Here is a 21,661-nt window from a genome sequence, read left to right on the forward strand (position 1 = left end):
CTCGGGCCAGCAGCCTCCCCGGCAGGGGCCGCCCGGACAGGGCGCCGGTGCCACGGGCGGTTCCGGTGGCAGTCTCTTCGGGGGCGGGCAGGGCGGTGGCCGCGGTCAGGCCTCCGCGCCGCAGCCTCCCGTACCTCAGCAGCGTACGAATCCGGTGAACCCCGCCGCGCCCGCGAACCCCTCCGCGAACGACGCGGGGAACCAGGGGCGCAGGCCGCAGCTGCCGCCGCGCGGCGGTCCGCGTGCCGAGCTTCCCGGGGGCAACCCGCAGCCGCGCGTGCCCAGTTGGAGCGACGAGAACGCGCAGCCGCAGGTCTCGCGCGAGCCGTTCGACACCCCGCGCGGGCACGAGGAGCCGGAGTCCACCGGGCAGTTCCCGCACCCCGCGGCCGGCAACACCGCGCAAGGTCCCGGCTCGACCGCCGAGTTCGCGCGGCCGGACTTCAACGGGCCGCCGCCCGGCACGGGTTCGCCGCAGAACGCGGGCCAGCAGGGCGGCCAGGGGCAGGGACCGGGTCAGGGCCAGGGTCATGGCCAGGGTCAGCAGGGCGGCACCGGGCAGTTCGTCCGCCCGGACGTCTTCGGCGGCCAGGACACCTCCTCCAGCACGGGCCAGTTCCAGCGTCCCGGCACCAGCGCCCCCGGCTACAACAGCGGGGCGCCCGGCGCCGGTGCGCCGCAGCAGCGCGGTGGCCGTGACGCGGGCGACGCACCTCGGCGTGGTCAGGGCCCCGGGCAGGGTCAGGTTCCCGGTCAGGGCCAGGGCCCCGGTGGTCAGGGTCAGGGCGGCCAGCTCGGCATCCCGCCGGTGCCTCCGGTGCCGCAGCAGTCTCAGCAGCCGCAGCAGCCCGCGCAGCCGGAAGGGCTCCCGCCCGCCGGCCCCGGCGACGGCCGCACCCCGCTGTTCGACACGCTGGAGACCAACTGGTTCCAGCAGCAACAACAGGAGCAGCAGCAAGGGAACCAGGGACCGCAGGGCGGCGACCGCTCCCCCGCGCCCGGCACCCCCGAGCAGCAGCAGCCCCAGCGTCCGCAGCGCCCGCAGCCCTCGTCGCCCCTTCCGTCGAGGCCGCAGGCACAGCAGCCGCAGACCCCGGCCGCGCCCCAGCGCCCGGCCAGCGCACCCGCCCCCGCGTCCAACGGAACCGGCGGCGGGAACGTCAACAACGTCACGAACGGCAGCGCCGCCTCCTGGCGCACCTCGCCCAACGACGAGCTGGGCCGCCAGGCCGAGCGCGTCCGGCAGCCGTCCGCCGGTGGCGTCACCACATCCGGCCTGCCGCGCCGCGTCCCGCGAGCCAACCTCGTCGCGGGCACCGCACAGCAGCAGCAGGACAGCACAGGTCCGCAGGTCTCGCGTGCGCCCGAAGAGGTACGCGGCCGGCTGACGAATCTCCGTCGGGGCATCCAGCAGGGTCGCCAGGCCGGTACCGGCCAGACCGGCAGTTTCCCCACTCACCAGCAGGAGCGTTAGTTGAGTCCGAGCCAGGCGGCACAGAATCTGAACTGGTTGATCACGAACTTCGTGGACAACACCCCCGGGGTGTCCCACACGGTCGTGGTCTCCGCCGACGGCCTCCTTCTGGCGATGTCCGAGGGCTTCCCGCGTGACCGCGCCGATCAGCTGGCCGCGGTCGCGTCGGGTCTGACCTCCCTCACCGCCGGGGCCTCCCGGATCTTCGAGGGCGGCGCCGTCACCCAGACCGTGGTGGAGATGGAGCGGGGGTTCCTCTTCCTCATGTCGGTCTCCGACGGATCGTCCCTGGCCGTGCTCGCGCACCCCGAGTGCGACATCGGCCTTGTCGGATACGAGATGGCGCTCCTCGTGGACCGCGCGGGCGCCGTCCTCACCCCGGACCTCCGCGCCGAACTGCAGGGCAGCCTGTTGCACTAGCTCTCTCCATCGGCCGCCCCACCGACCGAACGTACTGACCACCGTCCGGCCAACCTGGTGCCCCCCACCGGCTCTATCAGACGGCACGCAGACCACCTGCTGTCCCGCCCGGAGGATCCATGACCCCGCCCAACGCCTCTCAGGACCCGTACGGCTCGCACGCGTCGTACGGATATGAAGGCGACCAGCCGCTGGTGCGTCCTTACGCGATGACCGGCGGCCGGACCAGGCCCCGCTACCAGCTCGCGATAGAGGCGCTGGTGAGCACGACGGCCGACCCGGCGCAGCTGATGGGGCTGCTCCCGGAGCACCAGCGCATCTGCCACCTGTGCCGTGAGGTCAAGTCGGTGGCCGAGGTGTCGGCTCTGCTCTCCATGCCGCTCGGCGTGGCCCGGATCCTCGTGGCCGACCTGGCCGAGGCCGGGCTCGTCGCCATTCACCAGCCCGGCGGCGACGAGAACGCCGGCGGTCAGCCTGACGTGACACTGCTCGAAAGGGTGCTCAGTGGACTTCGCAAGCTCTAGCAGCGGAGCAACAGCCCGCTCCACCACTTCCGCGAAGATCGTGGTGGCGGGCGGCTTCGGCGTGGGCAAGACCACGTTCGTGGGCGCGGTCTCCGAGATCAACCCGCTGCGCACCGAGGCCGTCATGACGTCCGCGTCCGCGGGCATCGACGACCTCACCCACACCGGGGACAAGACCACCACCACGGTGGCCATGGACTTCGGCCGCATCACCCTGGACCAGGACCTGATCCTGTACCTCTTCGGTACGCCGGGTCAGGACCGCTTCTGGTTCATGTGGGACGACCTCGTGCGCGGCGCCATCGGCGCGGTGGTCCTGGTCGACACCCGCCGTCTCGCCGACTGCTTTCCGGCCGTCGACTACTTCGAGAACAGCGGCCTGCCCTTCGTCATCGCCCTCAACGGCTTCGACGGCCACCAGCCGTACACCCCCGATGAGGTGCGCGAAGCTCTCCAGATCGGCCCCAACACGCCGATCATCACCACCGACGCGCGACACCGTGCGGACGCAAAGAGCGGCCTGATCACGCTGGTCGAGCACGCGCTTATGGCACGACTCAAGTAGACGAGGTCATACGGCAGTTGCCGTAGATTCCACAGAGCGGTCTGTGTCCTTTGACACGGACGACCGCTCTGTTCATAACGTTTCGACAGAGAATTCGCCGGGCGCCGCCACGCGTCGCGGTCATCTGGTGTCGCTGTGCGCACAAGAGCCCCGCCTTTTGGCGGGGCTCGCTCTATTTGACCGTTTTATCTGAGGCTTACACCACTCGGAACCAGCGCTTCTCACTGTTTGGTAGAGGACCCCCTGACGTGCTGGAATGCGCTGAACTGCCCAGTAGCACGGGCCTTGGAGACGACAGCGGGACCGGTGTAGGTCCCGCCGCCGAGAGGTTGTTGGTCGAGTGAGGCGAAGCAAGACGAGCCCCGCACCGCCGCATACGCGGGACACGCGGGGCAACTTCACCCCGCCGCCGCGCACAGCGGCGTCCCCCACCGATGTGCAGGGCATGGAGCCGCCGGCGCCCAGCGGCGGCAGAATGTCCCCGCGCAACTGGCGCGTGCCGACCCGACTGAACGCGATCCTCCTCATACCCGTGCTTGTCGGCCTCGTCATGGGCGGCTTCCAGGTCAAGGGCTCGATCGACACCTGGAGCGAGGCCCAGGACGCCGAGAACACGGCCCGCCTCGTGCAGGCCTCGCTGAACTACGGCAACCGCCTCATCGAAGAGCGCGACATCTCCGCCGAGCCGCTGCTGCGCGGCAAGAAGAACGACCCGGCCGTCGTGAAGGCCCGCAAGGCCACCGACGCGGCCGGCGACGAGTTCGACGCCGCCGCCGAGAACATGCCGCAGAAGGAAGGCCTCAAGCGCCGCCTCGACGGCTTCCACAAGGTGGAGCCGGGCCTGCAGTCCCTCCGCCAGGCCGCGTACACCTCCAAGCTCTCCGGCGCGCAGACCGAAGAGGGCTACGTCGCCATCCAGCACCCCCTGATGGAGTTCGCCAACGAACTCGGTCTCGGCACCGGAAACATCACCAGCTACGGCCGCACCGTCTACGCCATCTCGCTGACCAAGGCCGCGCTCTCCCTCGAGCGCTCCATCGGCATGCACCTGCTGGTCAAGCCCGGCCCCACGGCCCCCAGCTTCGGCAAGCAGAAGGTCGCGCTCTCCTCGTACGCCTACCTCGAGGGCATCGCCATCGAGGAGTACACGGGCGGTGGCACCCCCGCGGACGTCGCCAAGCTCGAGGCCGCCAAGAAGCAGCTGAAGGCCGACGGCGAGAAGCAGGCCAAGCAGGCCGCCGCCGCCGCGAAGGCCCAGGGCAAGACGTTCGTACCGCCGCCGTCGTCGGAGCAGATGGTCTCGGCCATCGCGACGCTGGAGAGCACGCAGCCCAGCGCACGCGTCGCGCTCGCCGGCAAGGGCGTCACCAAGGAAGCCTGGTGGGCCACCACCAGCGCCAAGTTCGACGCGTACCGCACCATCGAGTCGGACCTCGCCGACAAGGCGGTGACCGAGGCGTCGGACATCGCCGACGACGCCCAGCGCAACGCGTACATCACCGGCGCCATCGTCGTGGTCGCGCTGCTCGCCGCCTTCATCCTGGCCGGGCTCATGGCCCGCCAGATGAGCCGCGCGATGCGCCAGCTGCGTACGGCCGCCTTCGGCATCGCCGAGCAGCGCCTTCCGATGCTGGTCGACCAGCTCTCGCGCACCGACCCCGGCCGCGTCGACACCCGCGTACAGGCCATCCCGATCTCCTCCACGGACGAGATCGGCGAGGTCGCCCGCGCCTTCGACCAGGTGCACCGCGAGGCCGTGCGGCTCGCCGCCGAGCAGGCCCTGCTCCGTGGCAACATCAACGCGATCTTCACCAACCTCTCGCGCCGCAACCAGTCCCTGATCGAGGGCCAGCTGACCCTCATCACCGACCTGGAGAACAACGAGGCCGACCCGGACCAGCTGGAGAGCCTCTTCCGCCTGGACCACCTGGCGACCCGTATGCGACGCAACGGCGAGAACCTCCTGGTCCTCTCCGGCGAGGAGCCCGGCCGCCGCTGGGACCAGCCGGTCCCGCTGGTCGACGTGCTACGCGCCGCCTCCTCCGAGGTGGAGCAGTACGAGCGCATCGAGCTGTCGGGCGTGCCGGAGGCCGAGATCCACGGCCTCGCCGTGACCGACCTCGTGCACCTGCTCGCCGAGCTCCTGGAGAACGCCACCACGTTCTCCTCGCCGCAGACCAAGGTCCGCGTCACCGCGACCCGCCTGCCCGACGGCCGCATCATGGTCGAGATCCACGACAAGGGCATCGGCCTCACCGCCGAGGACTTCGCGGACATCAACCACAAGCTGGCCAACCCGCCGACGGTGGACGCCGCGATCTCCCAGCGCATGGGCCTGTTCGTGGTCGGCCGCCTCTCCGACCGGCACAGCATCCGCGTCCAGCTGCGCCCCTCGGGCGAGCAGGCGGGCACGACCTCGCTCGTCATGCTCCCTGACGGGATCACGCACGGTGGCGGCGGCGAGCACCAGCTGCCCGAATCCGAGTTCACGGTCTCCTCGATCATGCCGGAGCAGCACGCTCCGGAGCAGCCGGCCTTCAACCACCAGCCGATGCGTACGGCGGCCGAGCTCGGCTTCGACGACAGCCGCTACAACGGCGATCCGGCCGACAGCCCGGACCTCGACCCGGTGGGCCGCTCACTGATGCGCGAGGAGCGGCGTGCCGCTCTGGAGGCGCAGGCGCAGTCCGCCGACGGCCGTCCGCTCTTCCGCGACGAGATCGACGCGCAGCAGGGCTACGACCAGCAGGGCGGTTTTGAGCCCTCGTACGACCAGCAGGTCCCGGCGTACGACGAGTACAACCAGGGCCAGGCCGTGCAGCCCGCGTACGACGACGCGTACTACCCGGCGCAGGACGGCTACCAGGACGCCCCCTATACGGAGGCCGGTCACGACGATCACGCCGCTCGTACGGGTGCCGTCTCCGAGCCGTTCGCGGCCTACCCCGACCGCTCTCACCAGGACGACTGGCCGACGCGTGACGGATACGAGAACAACTCGGGCGCGTATCAGGCCGAGTACTCTCCGGAACCGGAATCTGCTCCGGCGGCTCCCGCGAACGGCGCCGAGCGCGTAGGCTTCGAGCGTCCCGGACCGGCCCCGTCCGCAGTCCACGACACGACCGCTGCCGGTCTTCCGCGCCGAGGCTCCACCGGTGCCGCCGGCAACGGCAGCGCGCCGGCCCCGACCGGCGACGCGTTCGGCAACAACGACGACAGCAGCTGGCGTTCGTCCAACGACGACCGCTGGCATCGCGCCGAGTCGCTGAAGGAGCCCAAGGCGGGTGGGGTCACCCCGTCCGGTCTCCCGAAGCGGGTACCCAAGGCCAATCTGGTCGAGGGCACGGCGGAACAGACCCCACAGGGCGGCCCTCAGGTCTCCCGCGACCCCGAGGATGTGCGGGGCAGGCTGAGCAACCTGCGCCGGGGCGTCCAGCGGGGACGCAGCGCAGGCAGTGACACCACGAATGGCCAGGGCTTCGGTCCTGACAGCACCTACAACCAGGAGCGTTAGTGTGAGCCCGATGAGCCAGGCGGCGCAGAACCTGAACTGGTTGATCACCAACTTCGTGGACAACACCCCTGGGGTGTCCCACACGGTGGTGGTCTCCGCCGACGGACTCCTTCTGGCGATGTCCGAAGGCTTCCCCCGCGACCGAGCCGACCAGCTCGCGGCCGTCGCATCCGGTCTGACCTCCCTCACCGCCGGGGCCTCCCGGATCTTCGAGGGCGGTTCCGTGACCCAGACCGTTGTGGAGATGGAGCGAGGATTCCTCTTCCTTATGTCCATCTCCGACGGCTCTTCGCTGGCCGTCCTCGCCCACCCGGATGCGGACATCGGTCTCATTGGGTACGAGATGGCGCTTCTTGTCGACCGCGCCGGCACCGTACTCACGCCCGACCTGCGTGCGGAGCTGCAGGGGAGCCTTCTCAACTAGTAGACGTACAGTGCGCTTTCGCGTCCCGTGGCCGTAAGGTTTCGGGACGCGGCTCCAGAATGATGGTGCCCGGCACAGTCGGAGGAGGAGTACGTGGCAGGCTCAGGAACACCCCCGGACGGTTCGTCATCGGCCAACTGGTCGCCTGGTCACGGCCAGGGGCAGGGGCCGCACGACGGGGCGCCGAACCGTTACAACTTCCCCTCCGCGCCCAGCCAGCACCGCAGGCCCTATCAGCAGCCGCAGCAGCCGGGCCCCCGCCAGAGCCCGTACGAGCAGCCTCACACCCCCAGGATCCAGCCAGTGCAACCACAGCGACGCGCCCCGGAAGCGGCGCCCGCGGGGTCCGCGAGCAACCCCCTGGTGCGTCCGTACGCCATGACGGGTGGCCGCACCAGGCCCCGCTACCAGCTCGCCATCGAGGCGCTGGTGCACACCACCGCCCAACCGCACCAGTTGCAGGGCCAGTTGCCCGAGCATCAGCGGATCTGCAATCTGTGCCGCGAGATCAAGTCAGTCGCCGAGATCTCGGCACTTCTCACCATTCCCCTCGGCGTCGCCCGGATCCTCGTAGCCGACCTGGCGGAGGCCGGACTTGTCGCCATCCATCAGCCGGGCGGCGACGAGTCCGCCGGCGGCCAGCCAGACGTGACACTGCTCGAAAGGGTGCTCAGTGGACTTCGCAAGCTCTAGCGGCGGAGCAACAGCCCGCTCCACCACTTCCGCGAAAATCGTGGTGGCGGGCGGCTTCGGCGTGGGCAAGACCACGTTCGTCGGAGCGGTCTCTGAGATCAACCCGCTGCGCACCGAGGCCGTCATGACGTCCGCGTCCGCGGGCATCGACGACCTCACCCACACCGGGGACAAGACGACGACGACCGTCGCCATGGACTTCGGCCGCATCACCCTGGACCAGGACCTGATCCTGTACCTCTTCGGTACGCCGGGTCAGGACCGCTTCTGGTTCATGTGGGACGACCTGGTACGCGGCGCGATCGGCGCCGTCGTGCTCGTGGACACCCGCCGTCTCGCCGACTGCTTCCCCGCCGTCGACTACTTCGAGAACTCGGGCCTGCCCTTCGTTATCGCCCTCAACGGCTTCGACGGCCACCAGCCGTACACGCCGGACGAGGTCCGCGAGGCGCTGCAGATCGGCCCGGACACCCCGATCATCACGACGGACGCGCGGCATCGCGCGGACGCGAAGAGCGGTCTGATCACGCTCGTGGAGCACGCGTTGATGGCGCGGCTGCGTTAGCGGTCCTTGCCTGTACGTCGATGGGCCTCGCACCCTCAGGTGGTGCGGGGCCCATCGTCTTTGTCCGCGGAGGCGGGGCGGGTCGGCCGCCGCTGCGCGGCGAGTCTCCCCCGCCCACCCACCCGATCACCCCGCGTCCGCCCCTGAACGAACCGGCCTTCCCGCCCACCCACCCGATTGCCCTGCGGGGTAATGGGTGGGTGGGTGGGGATGATCCGCCGCGAAGCGGCGGGCTTGGTGGCGGGGCGGTCCGCGGACGAGCGCGAGTGGCCCGGGGAACAAGACAGGGCCCCGCACCAGAAGTGGTGCGGGGCCCTGCTGGGTGCTGTGGGGCGGCGGGGCTAGCCCTGCCAGCTGTGCGGGGCGCGGAAGCCCGGGGTGCGCTCCAGGCGGCGCCAGCCGGCCTTGTCGCGGCCCCGGCGGGGCGCGGGCGCCTGCGCGGTGGCAGCGGCGCTACGGGCCAGCAGGATCGCCGTGATGGCGGCGACCTCCTCGGGCTCGGCGTGGCCCTTCTCGACGCGGATGTCAGGGGTAGTCATGTGCAGCGTTCTCCTTGTGGGCTACTGCAGGAATTACTGCGGGGGGTTGCCGTGCTTGCGCGACGGCAGGTCAGCGTGCTTGTTGCGGAGCATCGCGAGGGAGCTGATGAGCACCTCACGCGTGGCGGCGGGGTCGATCACGTCGTCGACCAGGCCTCGCTCGGCGGCGTAGTAGGGGTGCATCAGCTCGGCCTTGTACTCCTTGACCATGCGCGCGCGCATCGCCTCGGGGTCCTCGGCGGCCGCGATCTGACGCCGGAAGATCACGTTGGCGGCGCCCTCGGCACCCATCACCGCGATCTCGTTGGTCGGCCAGGCGTAGGTCAGGTCGGCGCCGATGGACTGGCTGTCCATGACGATGTACGCGCCTCCGTACGCCTTGCGCAGGATCAGCGAGATCCGCGGCACGGTGGCGTTGCAGTACGCGTACAGGAGCTTCGCGCCGTGCCGGATGATCCCGCCGTGCTCCTGGTCCACACCCGGCAGGAAGCCGGGCACGTCGAGCAGCGTCACGATCGGGATATTGAAAGCGTCGCACATCTGGACGAAGCGGGCCGCCTTCTCGGAAGCCTCGATGTCCAGGACGCCCGCAAGGGACTGCGGCTGGTTGGCGACGATGCCGACGACCTTGCCGTCCAGGCGGGCCAGGGCACAGATGATGTTGCGGGCCCAGCGCTCGTGGACCTCGAGGTAGTCGCCGTCGTCGACGAGCTCCTCGATGACCTTGGTCATGTCGTACGGACGGTTGCCGTCCGCCGGGACCAGGTCGAGCAGCATGTCCGAGCGGCGGTCCGCCGGGTCGTCCGACTCGTGGGTGGGCGGGTTCTCGCGGTTGTTCGAGGGCAGCATCGCGATGAGGTAGCGGACCTCGGCGAGGCAGGTCTCCTCGTCGTCGTACGCGAAGTGGCAGACGCCCGACGTCTCGGCGTGCACGTCCGCGCCGCCCAGACCGTTCTGGGAGATCTCCTCACCGGTCACCGCACGCACCACGTCCGGACCGGTGATGAACATCTGCGAGGTCTCGCGGACCATGAAGACGAAGTCCGTCAGGGCCGGCGAGTACGCCGCGCCGCCCGCGCACGGGCCGAGCATGACGCTGATCTGCGGGATGACACCGGACGCCTTGGTGTTGCGCTGGAAGATGCCGCCGTACCCGGCGAGCGCGGAGACGCCCTCCTGGATACGGGCGCCCGCACCGTCGTTCAGGGAGACCAGCGGGGCACCGGCCGCGATGGCCATGTCCATGATCTTGTGGATCTTCGTGGCGTGCGCCTCGCCGAGCGCGCCGCCGAAGATACGGAAGTCGTGGGCGTAGACGAAGACCGTGCGCCCCTCGACCGTCCCCCAGCCGGTGATGACACCGTCGGTGTACGGCTTCTTGGCCTCCAGGCCGAACCCGGTCGCCCGGTGCCGGCGCAGTTGCTCGACCTCCTGGAACGAACCCGCGTCCAGAAGCAGCTCGATCCGCTCGCGTGCGGTCAGCTTGCCCTTGGCGTGCTGGGCCTTCGTCGCCTTCTCGCTCGGGCCTCGCAGCGCCTCGGCACGGATCGCGTGCAGTTCGGCCACGCGCCCACGCGCGTCGGTGGGCTCGCCCTCGGGAGAAGCGGTGTCGTCCAAAACGGTCATGTAGTGACCTTACGAAGTGCGCCTACCGAAACGGACCGTCGACTCTGAACAGTCTCCGGCCCGTTTTCCTGGCACCCCCGAACAGAAGCTCATTCCAGTGCGCCCGAAGTGACTGCTCAGAGGGGCGGCGCGCTGTAGGGATTCCACAAAGCGTTCGGTGAGAGACACCTCACACCACCGGCGCACGGGCCGCGCCCAAAGGTAACGGAAGCCCGACGGGCGGGCTTGCGGTGCGGGCGTTGCCATCGAATCCGGAAAGTGATCACTTCGACACACTCCGCTTTAGGTTGAATGTTGAACTGAATGGAGTTAGAGTCAATCTCGTTGAACATTCAACATACCCACCCCGTAGCTCGCAGCTCGGCTTCCCCGCTCGCAGCTCGTCCCCAAGGAGCAGTCATGGGTCTCTTCGGCCGCAAGAACGAAACCGCCACCACGTCCGCCACCGCCACCGCGCCCGCCCCGGTCAACCCGGAGCTCGCCGCCCTGACCGGCGAGTACACGATCGACCCCTCACACACGTCGATCGGCTTCGTCGCCCGCCACGCCATGGTCACGAACGTCAAGGGTTCCTTCACCGACCTCTCCGGCACGCTGCGCCTGGACGGCACGGACCCGTCCCGCTCGACGGCTTCCATCGACGTGAAGATGGACAGCATCGACACCGGCAGCGCGGACCGTGACGGTCACCTGAAGAGCTCGGACTTCTTCAAGACCGACGAGTTCCCGGAGATGACGTTCCGCTCCACGAAGGCGGAGGCGCTGGGCGGCGACGACTACCGCGTCACCGGTGATCTGACGATCCTCGGCACCACGAAGCCGCTCGCCATCGACCTCGAGTTCAACGGCTCGGCCACGGACCCCTTCGGGAACGAGCGGGTCGGCTTCGAGGGCAAGGCGGAGATCCTCCGCTCGGAGTGGGGCCTCACCTGGAACGCCGCGCTGGAGACGGGCGGGGTGCTTGTCTCCGACAAGATCAAGCTGAACTTCGACATCTCCGCGATTAAGTCTGGCTCCTGAGCCCTGGGCTGTGTTCTGTGCCGCCGCTTCGCGGCGGATGCTTCCCCACCCACCCACCCGATTGCCCCGCATGCCGGGGTGGGGTGGGTGGGTGGCTTGCGTTCCGATGCGGGTGCGGGTGCGGGTGCGGTGTGGGCCCCTGCCCACCGGGGCGTGTGCCGGACGCGTTGGTCTCGGTAGCCCCGGGGCATTCGGTGAACTTGGCTGCCTGTTCTGCTTCTCTGCGCCTTCGATAGCGTTCGGGGCGTGGCCGAGTTCATACAGCAACTGCCCGCCCTGATAGGCGTGATCGTCGGTGCGCTCGGTTCGTATCTGGCGATCACCCGAGGCGATCGGGCCCGGTTTCAGAGGGAACAAGCGGCCCGCTGGGAGGAGCGGCGTCTCGCCGTCTACGGCGACTACGCCCGTGTGGTGAAGCAGGCCGTCACGCTCACCTACCGCGTCGCCGCCCACCTCGGCAACGACCCGCACCCGCACCCCCTCTCCCCCGAAGAGGCGGCGCCCCACCTGGCGGAGGCCGCCATCGCGCGGGATCCGGCCGGCGAGGCGCTGTTGATGCTCGGCACTCCGGACGTGGTGGACAAGGCGCGGGTCTGGGTTCTTACCGTCGTCGAGATGGAACGCTTCCTGCGCGAGGGCATCCGGGACCCGGACGCGTGGTCCGCGCTCCTCGACCGCCAGCGGACCACACGCGAGGGCTACTACCAGGCGGTTCGGCGCGACTTGGCGCTCCCGCCCGGACATTCGGGAAGGTGGCACCTGCCACCGCCGCAGGGCGCCTGAGCGTCCCGGCTAGGGCGTCCAGTCGGGGCGGCGGCCCAGGTACCGCAGCAGTTCGGCAGCGTCGCCTTTCTCCGGCCCACCCTCCTCCGCCTCAAGGGCGGGCGCGAAGGCGAAGGCGCGGACCGGCTCGACGATCTGCCGGGCCACGGCGAGCAGTGGTCCGGCCAGCTCATCGCCGAGCGGCGGTGGTTGACCCGTGGCCACGGCGATGTCCCATGCGTGGACGGCGGCGTCCAGTGCGCAGGCGCCGACGCCGAGGGCGGCGGTCATGGTGCCGGGCGGAAGCGGTACCCGTACCTCCCGGACCTGCTCGTCGACCGTCGCCCAGGCCTCGGCGGACGCCGTGAGTGCCGGTTCCAGCAAGGCCTCCGGGGAATCCGTGAGCTTGCCGGAGGGCGCGAACGGGTTCTCCGTGGGGCCAGGTCCTCCGGTGAGGGACGAGGCGTAGCCGAGCTGGTCGCCGACGGCGTGCTGCAGCACCTGGGTGACGTTCCACTCCGCGCAGGGCGTCGGACGGTCCCAGTCTCCCTCCGGCACCCCCCGGACGGCCGTTCGGAGTGCCGCGTGCGCGCTGTCGAGGAGGGACCAGGTGGTGTTCGTGCCGTGCTCGCTCACGTTTTCTCCCGCTTGTCGGAGTACGTCCGCCCACCTTGCCTTAGAGCGCGGTCCAGCTTCTAGCGTCACGCACATGACCACACGACAAGGGCAACAGCACAGGATCGGCAGCGGGTTCGGGGCGCTGAGCACGGCGGACGACGTACTCGAAGGGATCGACCTCTCGGGCAGGACGGCGCTGGTCACCGGCGGCTACTCGGGGCTCGGCCTGGAGATCACCCGGGCGCTGACCCAGGCGGGCGCGCACGTCATCGTCCCGGCACGCAGGCCCGGCACGGCGGAGGAGGCGCTGCTGGGCACGGAGCGCGCGGAGGTACAGGCGCTGGACCTGGCGGACCAAGAGAGCATCCGGCGCTTCGCGGACCGCTTCCTCGCCACGCACGGCACCCTCGACATCCTCATCAACAACGCGGGCGTGATGGCCTGCCCCGAGGCCCGCGTCGGCCCCGACGGCAGCTGGGAGTCCCACTTCGCGATCAACCACCTGGGCCACTTCGCCCTGGTCAACCGCCTTTACCCGGCGCTGAGTCCGGGCACCTCACGAGTGGTGTCCGTGGCCTCGTCCGGCCACTTCCTCTCCGACATCCGCTGGACGGACCCGCACTTCCACGAGGGCTACGACCGCTGGCTGGCCTACGCCCAGTCCAAGACGGCGAACGCGCTCTTCGCCGTACACCTGGACTCCTTGAGCACGGCCACCACCGGCCCGCGGGCCTTCTCCGTACATCCCGGCAGCGTCCTCACGCCCCTCCAGCGCCACATCCCCCGTGAGGAACAGATCGCGCAGGGCTGGATGTCCGCCGACGGCACCCCGGCACAGGGCTTCAAGACCCCGGCGCAGGGCGCGGCCACGGCGGTCTGGGCGGCGACGTCACCGCTCCTGGACGCTCACGGCGGCGCGTACTGCCAGGACTGCGACATCGCGGAGCCCGCCACGACGGAGGACATGCTGACCGGCGGCGTCAAACCATGGGCGACGGACCCCGACGCGGCGGCCCGCCTCTGGCAACTCTCCGCGGACATCACGGGGTTGTGCCACCTGGCATCATGACGGCGGAGCCGGTGTGCGCCAGGATCGCCTCCGCCAGCGGGCCCTGCACCGCCGGAGGCAGTGCGTGCCCCATGCCCGCGATCTCCACCACGCGAGTGCCGACGCCGATGACCTGTGCCAGGTGGCGCGGGTGCGGGGGCGGGAACACCGGCTCGGCCGGAGCGGAGATGACGAGCGTGGGGACCGACGCGCCGGCCAGTTCGTCGGTGCGGAGCATGTGGGAGTCATCGGCCCGGGCGTGTGCCGTCGAGGCGGCGTGAGTCCCCGTGTGCTCGATGATCCGGCGCTCCAGGTCGCGGAAGTACGAGGCGTCAAAGGGCAGTTGACCGCCACCCAGGACACGCCAGTGCTCCACCCTGCGGTCGAGTTCGGCCTCCAACCCCCCGTCCTCGACCGGGCGGGACCACATCTCCAGGACTTCGGGGGCGATACCGGGCAGTTCACCGACCGGGACCCGGGTTCCGTCCGGGGCCGCGTACGCGGTGTCGCTCAACGCGCATGTGCCGATCAGCGTGGCGCTCAGCACACGCTCGGGGTGGTCGGCGAGGACCAGCTGGGTCAGCATGCCGCCGAGCGACATGCCCACCAGATGCGCCCGCTCGACTCCCAAACCGTCCAGGACGGCGACGGCGTCCCGCGCCAAGTCGGTGATGGGGTACGGGTGTTCATCAAAGGCGGTGGTGGAGCGGCCGGTGTCCCGGTGGTCGTAACGGATGACCTGATGACGGACAGCGAGCGCCTCGACCAGGACATCGGGCCAGCCGAGACCAGAGGCCTGGGCGCCCATGACCAGAAGCAGCGCGGGCCCATCGGCACCGCACCGCTCCGTCCACAGACGAACGCCGGGCGCGACTTCAACGTATTGCTGCTGCATAAACAACCTTCCCCAAACCAGAAACGAGACGTGTCGTCTCGCGACTCCCCCACCAAGTCAACCCCAACCCGGGACAGAAAGGCCCCACAGCCCGCAGTCGGCAGCGCTCGCGAGGGGACGTGCCGGTATGTCCGCCCGGAGCACGGTTCCCAACACTCCAGACCCGAAGCACCAAAGCGGCCACCGGACGATAGCGAGGACGGACATACCGGCGCGGCCCCGCACCACAGACGGCCCAGTGCCGCACCCGCACCCGGGGACCGGCACCCGGCACCCACCACCCGCCCAAGCCCCGCAAGGAGTATCGCGGCTAGAACCCGCCACCCCCAAAGTCCCCGCCACCCCCGAAGTCCCCACCGCCCCCAAAGCCACCGCCACCACCACCGAAGTCCCCAGAGTCGAAGTCCGACCCCGAGTAGTCCCCGCCGTCGTACCCCGCCCCGGCCCCGAAGTCCCCGTACCCCGACCCGTAGTCCGCCGCATACGCCGGGCTCGCCATCATTCCGCCCAGCATCGTGCCGATCAGCAGCCCCGGCAGCATGCCGCCGCCGAAGTAGCCGCCGGCCCAGGGGCCGTACGCCGGGCCCGCCTCCCAGTACGGGCGCCGCTCGCCCGACTCCGTGGCCACTGTGCGCGCCATCGGTTCCTCCCCGTCCGCGAGGCGCGTCGCGTCCGCGAGGCAGACCGGGACCGACCGCTCGGCCCCGCCCGCAGGCGCCCACTGCGCGTCCTTCACCGACGGGCCGTGCCGCGGGTCGAAGAAGCAGGGGGCCCGCCGCTCCGGCAGCGCGCGGCCCTCGCGTCGCGCGGCGAGGAGGGCGAGCGAGAAGCGGCCGTCCTCCAGCGACTGGGTGACGGCCCGCACTTGCTCGGGCCGCTCCGCCGCCGCCATGAACGACTTCGCCTTCTCGTACGAGTCAAGGGCCCGCTCGTAATCGGCGCGCATCGTGTCGTCCGCGCCCGCCTCCGCGGGGTGGAAGTCCAGCCGGTCCAATTCCTCGCCGTACGCCGTGATGTCCTCGTCCACCACGACCCGCAGCTTCTCCAGGGCGACCCGCTGCTCCTCGGCCTTCCGCCGCCGGTTGCGCCGGACCACCGCGTACGTGGCCCCGGCACCCGCCACGAGCACCGCGCCGACACCCACCAGCGCGCCCAGGGAGACACCGTCATCGGCCCCGGAACCGGAACCGGAACCCGCCCACGATTCGGGCGCCGAGCCGCGAGCGTCCTTCACCGCCTGGTCGACGAAGGAGTTCAGCTGGGTCTTGGTGTCGTCCACGTCCCCGTAGGTAGTGACGAGGTTGGAGACGGCCGCGTTGCTCAGCACCTGCCTGTCGGCCTTCGCGTCGAAGGCGTCACCGAGCCGGATCCCGTACACACCGGTCACGCCGGTCTCGGTACGCAGCTTCTGGAAGAGGTCCTGCTTAGGGAAGTCCGAGGGCAGCACCGCCACGAACACGGGCTTGTCGGCATCCTCGATCTTCTCCGCGAGGGCGTCCGCGTCGGCTCCGGACAGCTGGTCCGAGGCGGCCGGATCCACGTACACCGGGCTCTTCTCCCAGGCTTCGGCCACGGCCGGGACACTGGTGGCAGCCGCGGCCCCGGGCGCCGCCGTGAACGACACGGCACCCAGGGACACGAGAAGCCCGGACAACGCGACAAATATTCGCTTAGTCCCATTCCTCATACTTCGAAGCTAACTCAGGAAAGCCCCCGGCGGCGGTCCGGAGCCGACCCGGTTTCACTTCATGGGCCCGGCCTCTGCCCCGGCCCTGCCTCGGCCTACCCCGGCCTACTCCACGGGTTCGACGCCCGCCCGCAGCAGACCGAAGGTGTACGCGTCCTCCAGCGCCTGCCACGACGCCGCGATCACGTTCTCCGCCACACCCACCGTCGACCACTCACCGTCACCGTCACTGGTGGAGATCAGCACCCGCGTCGTGGACGACGTGCCGTGCTTGCCCTCCAGGATGCGGACCTTGTAGTCGACAAGCTCCATCTTGGCGAGCTGGGGGTAGATCCGCTCAAGGCCCACCCGCAGCGACCGGTCGAGGGCGTTGACCGGGCCGTTGCCCTCCGCCGTGGCGACGATGCGCTCGCCCTTGGCCCACAGCTTCACCGTCGCCTCGTTCGCGTGCGTGCCGTCGGGCCGGTCCTCGACGATGGCCCGCCAGGACTCGACGCGGAAGTAGCGCCGGGCCCGCCCCTCGGCCTCCTCGCGCAGCAGCAGTTCGAAGGAAGCGTCCGCGGCCTCGTACGTGTAGCCGCCCAGCTCCCGCTCCTTCACGCGCTCGACGACCCGGCCCACCAGATCCCGGTCGTCGCCCAGGTCGATCCCGAGCTCCTTGCCCTTGAGCTCGATGGAGGCGCGCCCCGCCATGTCCGAGACCAGCATCCGGATGCGGTTGCCCACCAGGTCCGGGTCGATGTGCTGGTAGAGATCCGGGTCGACCTTGATCGCAGAGGCGTGCAGGCCCGCCTTGTGGGCGAAGGCCGAGACACCTACGTACGGCTGGTGCGTGGAGGGGGTGAGGTTGACGACCTCGGCGATGGCGTGCGAGACGCGGGTCATCTCGCGCAGCGAGCCCTCGGGCAGGACCCGCTTGCCGTACTTGAGCTCGAGCGCGCCGACCACGGGGAAGAGGTTGGCGTTGCCGACCCGCTCGCCGTAGCCGTTGGCCGTGCACTGGACATGGGTCGCGCCCGCGTCCACGGCGGCGAGGGTGTTGGCGACCGCGCACCCCGTGTCGTCCTGCGCGTGGATGCCGAGCCGGGCGCCGGTGTCGGCGAGCACGGTCCCGACGATCGCCTGGACCTGGGCGGGGAGCATGCCGCCGTTGGTGTCGCACAGGACGACGACGTCGGCGCCCGCCTCGGAGGCCGTGCGGACGACGGACTTCGCGTACTCGGGATTGGCGCGGTAGCCGTCGAAGAAGTGCTCGCAGTCGACGAAGACGCGCCGCCCCTGGCCCGCGAGGTAGGAGACGGTGTCGCGCACCATCTCCAGGTTCTCCTCCAGGGTGGTGCGCAGAGCGAGCTCGACGTGCCGGTCATGGGACTTGGCGACGAGCGTGATGACCGGGGCGCCGGACTCCAGCAGGGCGTTGACCTGCGGGTCCGTGGCCGCCGAGCCACCTGCGCGGCGTGTGGCGCCGAAGGCGACGAGCTGGGCGTGCCGGAAGGTGATCTCTTGCGATGCGCGGGCGAAGAACTCGGTGTCGCGGGGGTTGGCGCCCGGCCAGCCGCCCTCGATGAAGCCCACGCCGAAGTCGTCCAGGTGCCGGGCGATGGTCAGCTTGTCCGCGACGGTCAGGTTGATTCCCTCGCGCTGCGCGCCGTCGCGCAGCGTGGTGTCAAAGACGTGGAACGAATCGTCGGGTGTGCTGGTTTCCGTCATGCTGATCTGGCTCCTGTGTCGGATCTCGGTCTACCGGAATGACCGGCTCCACCGCCTCAATGATCCCTCGCGCTCCGCGTCCGGCTGAAGTTGGGCCAGGAAACGAAAAAACCCCTCGTGGGTACGAGAGGTTTGCGCGCGGGTCGAGAGACGACGGTGTCCGCCCGTACATGGTGGTACGAGACGGTCACTGCGGACCGGCGCGCCTGCTGCCAATAATCATGGCGAACGAGAGCACGGTGGCAGCCTGCCACAGCCCGCACACACCGCGCTGCCCCGTCTCACGATGCGGGCGGCGCGTGGGACGCGCCGCCCGCAGGAAGTGCTGCCTGACCTGCGGCGTCAGCGCAGGTGACGCACGAATGTGTCGTAGCCGTCATTGGTGTCGCCGCTCAGGAGCGACGCGTCGCCGGAGAGGAAGGCGACCCGGCGGCCGTCCGCCGAGATGCCGCCGGGGGTGACCTGCGCCGAGGCCGCGCCGCCCGTGGTGTCCGGCGTGACGAGCGTGGTGCTGCCCTTCTTCAGGTCCCGCAGGTAGACGGGCGACTCCTTGCCGTACTCGGATCCGGCTTCGGCGAGCTCCGACATGAAGGTCAGATGGCGGCCGTCGGCGCTGATCGCGGGCGAGCGGGTGTAGACCTCGCCGGGGCCGCCCTGTGTGCCGTGGATACGCTGGTTCTTGCCGGAGGCGATGTCGTGCACGAAGACGTTCCAGGCGGCGTCGTCGTCGTTCGGGACGAGGTGCGTGTCGCGGGACTCGAAGACGATGGTGCGGCCGTCGCCGCTGATGGACGGGTCGAGGGACTCCTTCTCCGTCTGCGACCCGTCGTGGGAACGGTCGGCCTTCGTCAGCTCACCGGTCCTGCGGTCGCGCAGCCACACGTCGCTCCAGTCGTCGCCGCGAGGGCCGTTGAAGTAGTTGTACGCGTAGACGACGCGGCTGCCGTCGTCGCTGACCGTCGCGCCGTGCGCGGTGCGCCCCTCCCTTGCCGGGTCGGCCTCGCTGATCCGCTCGGTCGTGCCGGTCTTCCGGTCGCGCAGGAAGACGACGCCGCCGGGACTGCCCGCGCTCTGGCGGACGTCGAAGACGGCGTACCGGGCGTTCGGTGTCAGCGAGACGCTGCCCGCGCCCGCCGCACCGTCGGGCAGCTCGACGTCGAGCCGCTCGACCTTCTTGGTCCTGCGGTCGTAGAGCCGGACGTCGGAGTCCGAGTAGGAGTCCGCGGGGCTGGTGATCATCGCGACGTAACGTCCGTCGGCGCTCAGCGAAGGACTCCTGACGTCACGCCCTTCGAGGGCGATCCGCTCGGTCTTTCCGGTGCGCAGATCGCGTACGAAGATGTCGCTGAGGCCGTTGGTGTCGCCCGCGACCAGATCGGTGGCCTCGGAGTCGAAGGCCGCGAACCGGCCGTCTCGGCTGATGGTCGCCGACGACGACCGGTCGTCGGCCGCCCTGCCCTCGGCGGTGACGCTGATGCCCTCGGTGCGGGGCGCGGCGTCGGGTGCCGCGGACGCGGCCGGCAGGGTGCCGGCCGTGACGGCGGCGACGAGTGCGGCTGCGGCCAGGGCGGCGCGGCGCTTGGTGCTGTGCATGGTCAAATCCCCCGTGTTTTCTCGGCGTTCGGTGCAGATGCTGCGCGGTGCGCGCAATGTCTGTGATGCGCGGGATGCCGTTACGGTTGCGGTTCTCCCGGAACTGTCCGCGCGGAGGTAACCAGTAAGGCGCTCAAGGACACACGTCTGGCAGTGGACATGGCTTCCCCCAAAACCTGTCGTTCCCCCCGGCCCGATACTGAAGGCCCACGGGGATACAAGCGCACCGCCAGAAGACACACAATCCGCCGGAACGCGTACAACCTAGACGGGGGTATCCGGGTCCGCAGAGCCGGAGTCGAGCGCTCCGTCCAGGAACTCCCGTACATGCGCGAGGATTTGGTCACGTCCCGTGCCGCGCAGGCCGATCGCCACATGGATGGAGAACCCGTCGAGCAGCGCCCGAAGGCGCGACGCGAACCGGTCGGGGTCCAGGGCGCCGAACTCGCCCCGCGAGACACCTTCGGCGAGCAGCGCCACCAGGTCGCGGTGCCACGCGCTCTCGATGGCGACCTGCCGGTCGCGCTCGTCCTCGTCGGCGTTCAGGGAGCGGTTCCAGACCTCGAGCCAGAGCGTCCAGTGGGGGTCGCCGGGGGCGTCGGGGACGTACAGATCGACGTACGCGTCGAGCCGCTCGCGGGCCGAGCCCCGCCGCGCGAGCAGCCTGCCGCGCTCGGCGCCGAGCGCGGACTCGCTCCACTCCAGGGTGCGCAGGAGCAGCTCGTCCTTGGTGCGGAAGTAGTAGAGGAGGTGGCCGCTGCTCATGCCGACCTCGCGGCCGAGCGCGGCCATGGTCAGTTTCTCCAGGCCGCGCTCGGCGATCATCTCCATGGCAGCGGCAAGCACGTCCTCGCGCGGTGGTGCGTTCTTCCGGCGGGCGGCCTCGGCCACGGGGACTCCTGCGGTGACTCGTCTGACGCCAGCTCGCTGACTCGCTAGCTCTTCGGGATCTTCGGCTGTTGCTGGGTGATGCAGTGGATGCCACCACCCCCGGCAAAGATCGTACGGGCGTCCACGAGTGTCACGGTCCGCTCCGGGAAGAGACGGCGGAAGATGCCTGCCGCGATCTCGTCGCGCGGGTCGTCGAAGGCGCACAGGACGACGCCGCCGTTGCAGAGGTAGTGGTTGATGTAGGAGTAGTCGACCCAGCCCTCGTCGTCGGTGAGGACGGTCGGCGCGGGCACCTCCACGATCTGCAGGGCGCGGCCCCGGGCGTCGGTCTGCCCCCGCAGGACCCCGATGATCTCCTTGCTGACCTCGAAGTCCGGATGGGCGGGGTCCTGCTGCGAGTGGACGAGGACGATGCCGGGCGCGGCGAAGGCGGCGACGATGTCGACGTGGCCCCGGGTGCCGAACTGGCCGTAGTCGCCGGTCAGGCCCTTCGGCAGCCAGATCGCCTTTCGCGTGCCGATGCGGGCGTGGATCGCCTCCTCGGCCTGCTCGCGGGTCAGTCCGGGGTTGCGTCCGGGGTCGAGCTGGACCGTGTCGGTCAGCAGGACCGTGCCCTCGCCGTCGACGTGGATACCGCCGCCTTCGTTGACCAGGGGCGAGGAGTGGACGGGCACGCCCGCGATGTCGGCGATGTGCCGGGCGATCTTCGCGTCGTGCTCCCAGCGGGCCCAGTCCTGGCCGCCCCATCCGTTGAAGATCCAGTCCACGGCGGCGAGTTGATCACCATCACGTACGAAGGTGGGGCCGATGTCGCGCATCCACGCGTCGTCCAGGTCGCGCTCGACAAGATCGATGTCAGGACCGAGGAGCGCGCGGGCCGACTCGCTCTGCCCGGTCCCGACGACCATCGTGACGGGTTCGAAGCGGCGTACGGCACGGGCGACGCCCGCCCAGGCGGCCCGGCCTTCGGCGAGCTCACGCTCGTCCCTGAACGTGGGATTGGGGCCCGGCCAGGCCATCCAGGTGCGCTCGTGCGGGGCCCACTCGGCGGGCATGTGGAAGGTCATGGTGATCCCTATGGGAAGGACTGACG

19 protein-coding genes and 1 pseudogene are annotated in these 21,661 nt (G+C 70.1%); 11 read left to right on the forward strand and 9 right to left on the reverse strand.

Annotated features, from left to right (window positions below):
- The 8 genes and pseudogenes from ABD378_RS09445 to ABD378_RS09480 form a co-directional block, all read left to right on the forward strand.
- Positions 1 to 1,474 (forward strand): annotated as a pseudogene (locus ABD378_RS09445) (nitrate- and nitrite sensing domain-containing protein); the annotation flags it as partial.
- Positions 1,475 to 1,894: a roadblock/LC7 domain-containing protein gene (locus ABD378_RS09450; protein WP_098244998.1), complete on the forward strand. Its 420-nt coding sequence runs from the start codon at positions 1,475 to 1,477 to the stop codon at positions 1,892 to 1,894.
- A 119-nt stretch (positions 1,895 to 2,013) separates the two neighbouring features.
- Entirely contained in the window at positions 2,014 to 2,418 is a 405-nt protein-coding gene (locus tag ABD378_RS09455) for a DUF742 domain-containing protein (protein WP_344520105.1), read from the forward strand.
- Positions 2,399 to 2,983, forward strand: a complete 585-nt coding sequence (locus ABD378_RS09460; RefSeq protein ID WP_249587535.1) for a GTP-binding protein — start codon at positions 2,399 to 2,401, stop codon at positions 2,981 to 2,983. The genes ABD378_RS09455 and ABD378_RS09460 overlap by 20 nt, the downstream gene beginning before the upstream one ends.
- A gap of 340 nt (positions 2,984 to 3,323) precedes the next feature.
- Positions 3,324 to 6,497, forward strand: a complete 3,174-nt coding sequence (locus ABD378_RS09465; RefSeq protein WP_344520106.1) for a sensor histidine kinase — start codon at positions 3,324 to 3,326, stop codon at positions 6,495 to 6,497.
- A gap of 10 nt (positions 6,498 to 6,507) precedes the next feature.
- Positions 6,508 to 6,921 carry a roadblock/LC7 domain-containing protein gene (locus tag ABD378_RS09470; RefSeq protein WP_135330751.1) on the forward strand — a complete coding sequence of 138 codons (414 nt, stop codon included), beginning with the start codon at positions 6,508 to 6,510 and terminating at the stop codon, positions 6,919 to 6,921.
- Between the two features lie 93 nt (positions 6,922 to 7,014).
- Positions 7,015 to 7,614 (forward strand): DUF742 domain-containing protein, encoded by a 600-nt coding sequence (locus tag ABD378_RS09475; RefSeq protein ID WP_249587537.1) that lies wholly within the window; start codon positions 7,015 to 7,017, stop codon positions 7,612 to 7,614.
- Positions 7,595 to 8,179, forward strand: a complete 585-nt coding sequence (locus ABD378_RS09480) for a GTP-binding protein (protein WP_190084708.1) — start codon at positions 7,595 to 7,597, stop codon at positions 8,177 to 8,179. The genes ABD378_RS09475 and ABD378_RS09480 overlap by 20 nt, the downstream gene beginning before the upstream one ends.
- A 341-nt stretch (positions 8,180 to 8,520) precedes the next feature.
- Here ABD378_RS09480 and ABD378_RS09485 read toward each other — a convergent pair whose 3' ends face one another.
- Both ABD378_RS09485 and ABD378_RS09490 read right to left on the reverse strand, forming a co-directional pair.
- On the reverse strand, positions 8,521 to 8,718 hold the full coding sequence (locus ABD378_RS09485) for an acyl-CoA carboxylase subunit epsilon (protein ID WP_344520107.1): 198 nt from the start codon (positions 8,716 to 8,718) through the stop codon (positions 8,521 to 8,523).
- Positions 8,719 to 8,751: 33 nt separating this feature from the next.
- Positions 8,752 to 10,344 carry an acyl-CoA carboxylase subunit beta gene (locus ABD378_RS09490; RefSeq protein ID WP_344520108.1) on the reverse strand — a complete coding sequence of 531 codons (1,593 nt, stop codon included), beginning with the start codon at positions 10,342 to 10,344 and terminating at the stop codon, positions 8,752 to 8,754.
- A 399-nt stretch (positions 10,345 to 10,743) separates the two neighbouring features.
- Here ABD378_RS09490 and ABD378_RS09495 point away from each other — a divergent pair, with 399 nt between their 5' ends.
- Both ABD378_RS09495 and ABD378_RS09500 read left to right on the forward strand, forming a co-directional pair.
- A complete protein-coding gene (locus tag ABD378_RS09495; RefSeq protein WP_344520109.1) occupies positions 10,744 to 11,364 on the forward strand; it encodes a YceI family protein in 621 nt (206 codons plus the stop codon).
- Between the two features lie 246 nt (positions 11,365 to 11,610).
- Positions 11,611 to 12,147 (forward strand): hypothetical protein, encoded by a 537-nt coding sequence (locus tag ABD378_RS09500; protein ID WP_344520110.1) that lies wholly within the window; start codon positions 11,611 to 11,613, stop codon positions 12,145 to 12,147.
- A gap of 9 nt (positions 12,148 to 12,156) precedes the next feature.
- Here the strand turns inward: ABD378_RS09500 and ABD378_RS09505 are convergent, their stop codons facing one another.
- On the reverse strand, positions 12,157 to 12,762 hold the full coding sequence (locus ABD378_RS09505; protein ID WP_344520112.1) for a TIGR03086 family metal-binding protein: 606 nt from the start codon (positions 12,760 to 12,762) through the stop codon (positions 12,157 to 12,159).
- Between the two features lie 73 nt (positions 12,763 to 12,835).
- On the opposite strand from ABD378_RS09505, the gene ABD378_RS09510 reads away from it, so the two are divergent.
- The gene (locus ABD378_RS09510; RefSeq protein ID WP_344520113.1) at positions 12,836 to 13,813 is read left to right on the forward strand and encodes an SDR family NAD(P)-dependent oxidoreductase; all 978 of its coding nucleotides are present in this window, start codon (positions 12,836 to 12,838) and stop codon (positions 13,811 to 13,813) included.
- On the opposite strand, the gene ABD378_RS09515 is transcribed toward ABD378_RS09510, so the two are convergent.
- From ABD378_RS09515 to ABD378_RS09540, 6 genes are all read right to left on the reverse strand, one after another.
- Positions 13,785 to 14,687, reverse strand: coding sequence for an alpha/beta fold hydrolase (locus ABD378_RS09515; RefSeq protein ID WP_344520114.1), 903 nt, complete (start codon positions 14,685 to 14,687; stop codon positions 13,785 to 13,787). The two genes, ABD378_RS09510 and ABD378_RS09515, sit on opposite strands and share 29 nt — an antisense overlap.
- A gap of 310 nt (positions 14,688 to 14,997) precedes the next feature.
- The gene (locus ABD378_RS09520) at positions 14,998 to 16,374 is read right to left on the reverse strand and encodes a hypothetical protein (protein ID WP_344520115.1); all 1,377 of its coding nucleotides are present in this window, start codon (positions 16,372 to 16,374) and stop codon (positions 14,998 to 15,000) included.
- Positions 16,375 to 16,479: 105 nt separating this feature from the next.
- Positions 16,480 to 18,084 carry a citramalate synthase gene (gene cimA, locus ABD378_RS09525; RefSeq protein WP_344520116.1) on the reverse strand — a complete coding sequence of 535 codons (1,605 nt, stop codon included), beginning with the start codon at positions 18,082 to 18,084 and terminating at the stop codon, positions 16,480 to 16,482.
- A 342-nt stretch (positions 18,085 to 18,426) separates the two neighbouring features.
- Positions 18,427 to 19,677 (reverse strand): hypothetical protein, encoded by a 1,251-nt coding sequence (locus ABD378_RS09530; protein ID WP_344520117.1) that lies wholly within the window; start codon positions 19,675 to 19,677, stop codon positions 18,427 to 18,429.
- 264 nt (positions 19,678 to 19,941) lie between these two features.
- Complete coding sequence (locus tag ABD378_RS09535; RefSeq protein WP_344520141.1) at positions 19,942 to 20,508, reverse strand: TetR/AcrR family transcriptional regulator; 567 nt, start codon at positions 20,506 to 20,508, stop codon at positions 19,942 to 19,944.
- A 104-nt stretch (positions 20,509 to 20,612) separates the two neighbouring features.
- Positions 20,613 to 21,635, reverse strand: a complete 1,023-nt coding sequence (locus ABD378_RS09540) for an agmatine deiminase family protein (protein ID WP_344520118.1) — start codon at positions 21,633 to 21,635, stop codon at positions 20,613 to 20,615.
- Positions 21,636 to 21,661 lie beyond the last annotated feature (26 nt).

Origin of the sequence: Streptomyces rectiviolaceus (assembly GCF_039533825.1) — a bacterium.
Taxonomy (GTDB): domain Bacteria; phylum Actinomycetota; class Actinomycetes; order Streptomycetales; family Streptomycetaceae; genus Streptomyces; species Streptomyces rectiviolaceus.

Coding starts and splice junctions, on each gene's coding strand:
- ABD378_RS09455 (WP_344520105.1), top strand. CDS start 2,014: ATGACCCCGCCCAACGCCTCTCAGGACCCGTACGGCTCGCACGCGTCG.
- ABD378_RS09470 (WP_135330751.1), top strand. CDS start 6,508: ATGAGCCAGGCGGCGCAGAACCTGAACTGGTTGATCACCAACTTCGTG.
- ABD378_RS09485 (WP_344520107.1), bottom strand. CDS start 8,718: ATGACTACCCCTGACATCCGCGTCGAGAAGGGCCACGCCGAGCCCGAG.
- ABD378_RS09490 (WP_344520108.1), bottom strand. CDS start 10,344: ATGACCGTTTTGGACGACACCGCTTCTCCCGAGGGCGAGCCCACCGAC.
- ABD378_RS09495 (WP_344520109.1), top strand. CDS start 10,744: ATGGGTCTCTTCGGCCGCAAGAACGAAACCGCCACCACGTCCGCCACC.
- ABD378_RS09510 (WP_344520113.1), top strand. CDS start 12,836: ATGACCACACGACAAGGGCAACAGCACAGGATCGGCAGCGGGTTCGGG.
- ABD378_RS09515 (WP_344520114.1), bottom strand. CDS start 14,687: ATGCAGCAGCAATACGTTGAAGTCGCGCCCGGCGTTCGTCTGTGGACG.
- ABD378_RS09520 (WP_344520115.1), bottom strand. CDS start 16,374: ATGAGGAATGGGACTAAGCGAATATTTGTCGCGTTGTCCGGGCTTCTC.
- cimA (WP_344520116.1), bottom strand. CDS start 18,084: ATGACGGAAACCAGCACACCCGACGATTCGTTCCACGTCTTTGACACC.
- ABD378_RS09530 (WP_344520117.1), bottom strand. CDS start 19,677: ATGCACAGCACCAAGCGCCGCGCCGCCCTGGCCGCAGCCGCACTCGTC.
- ABD378_RS09535 (WP_344520141.1), bottom strand. CDS start 20,508: ATGGAGATGATCGCCGAGCGCGGCCTGGAGAAACTGACCATGGCCGCG.
- ABD378_RS09540 (WP_344520118.1), bottom strand. CDS start 21,635: ATGACCTTCCACATGCCCGCCGAGTGGGCCCCGCACGAGCGCACCTGG.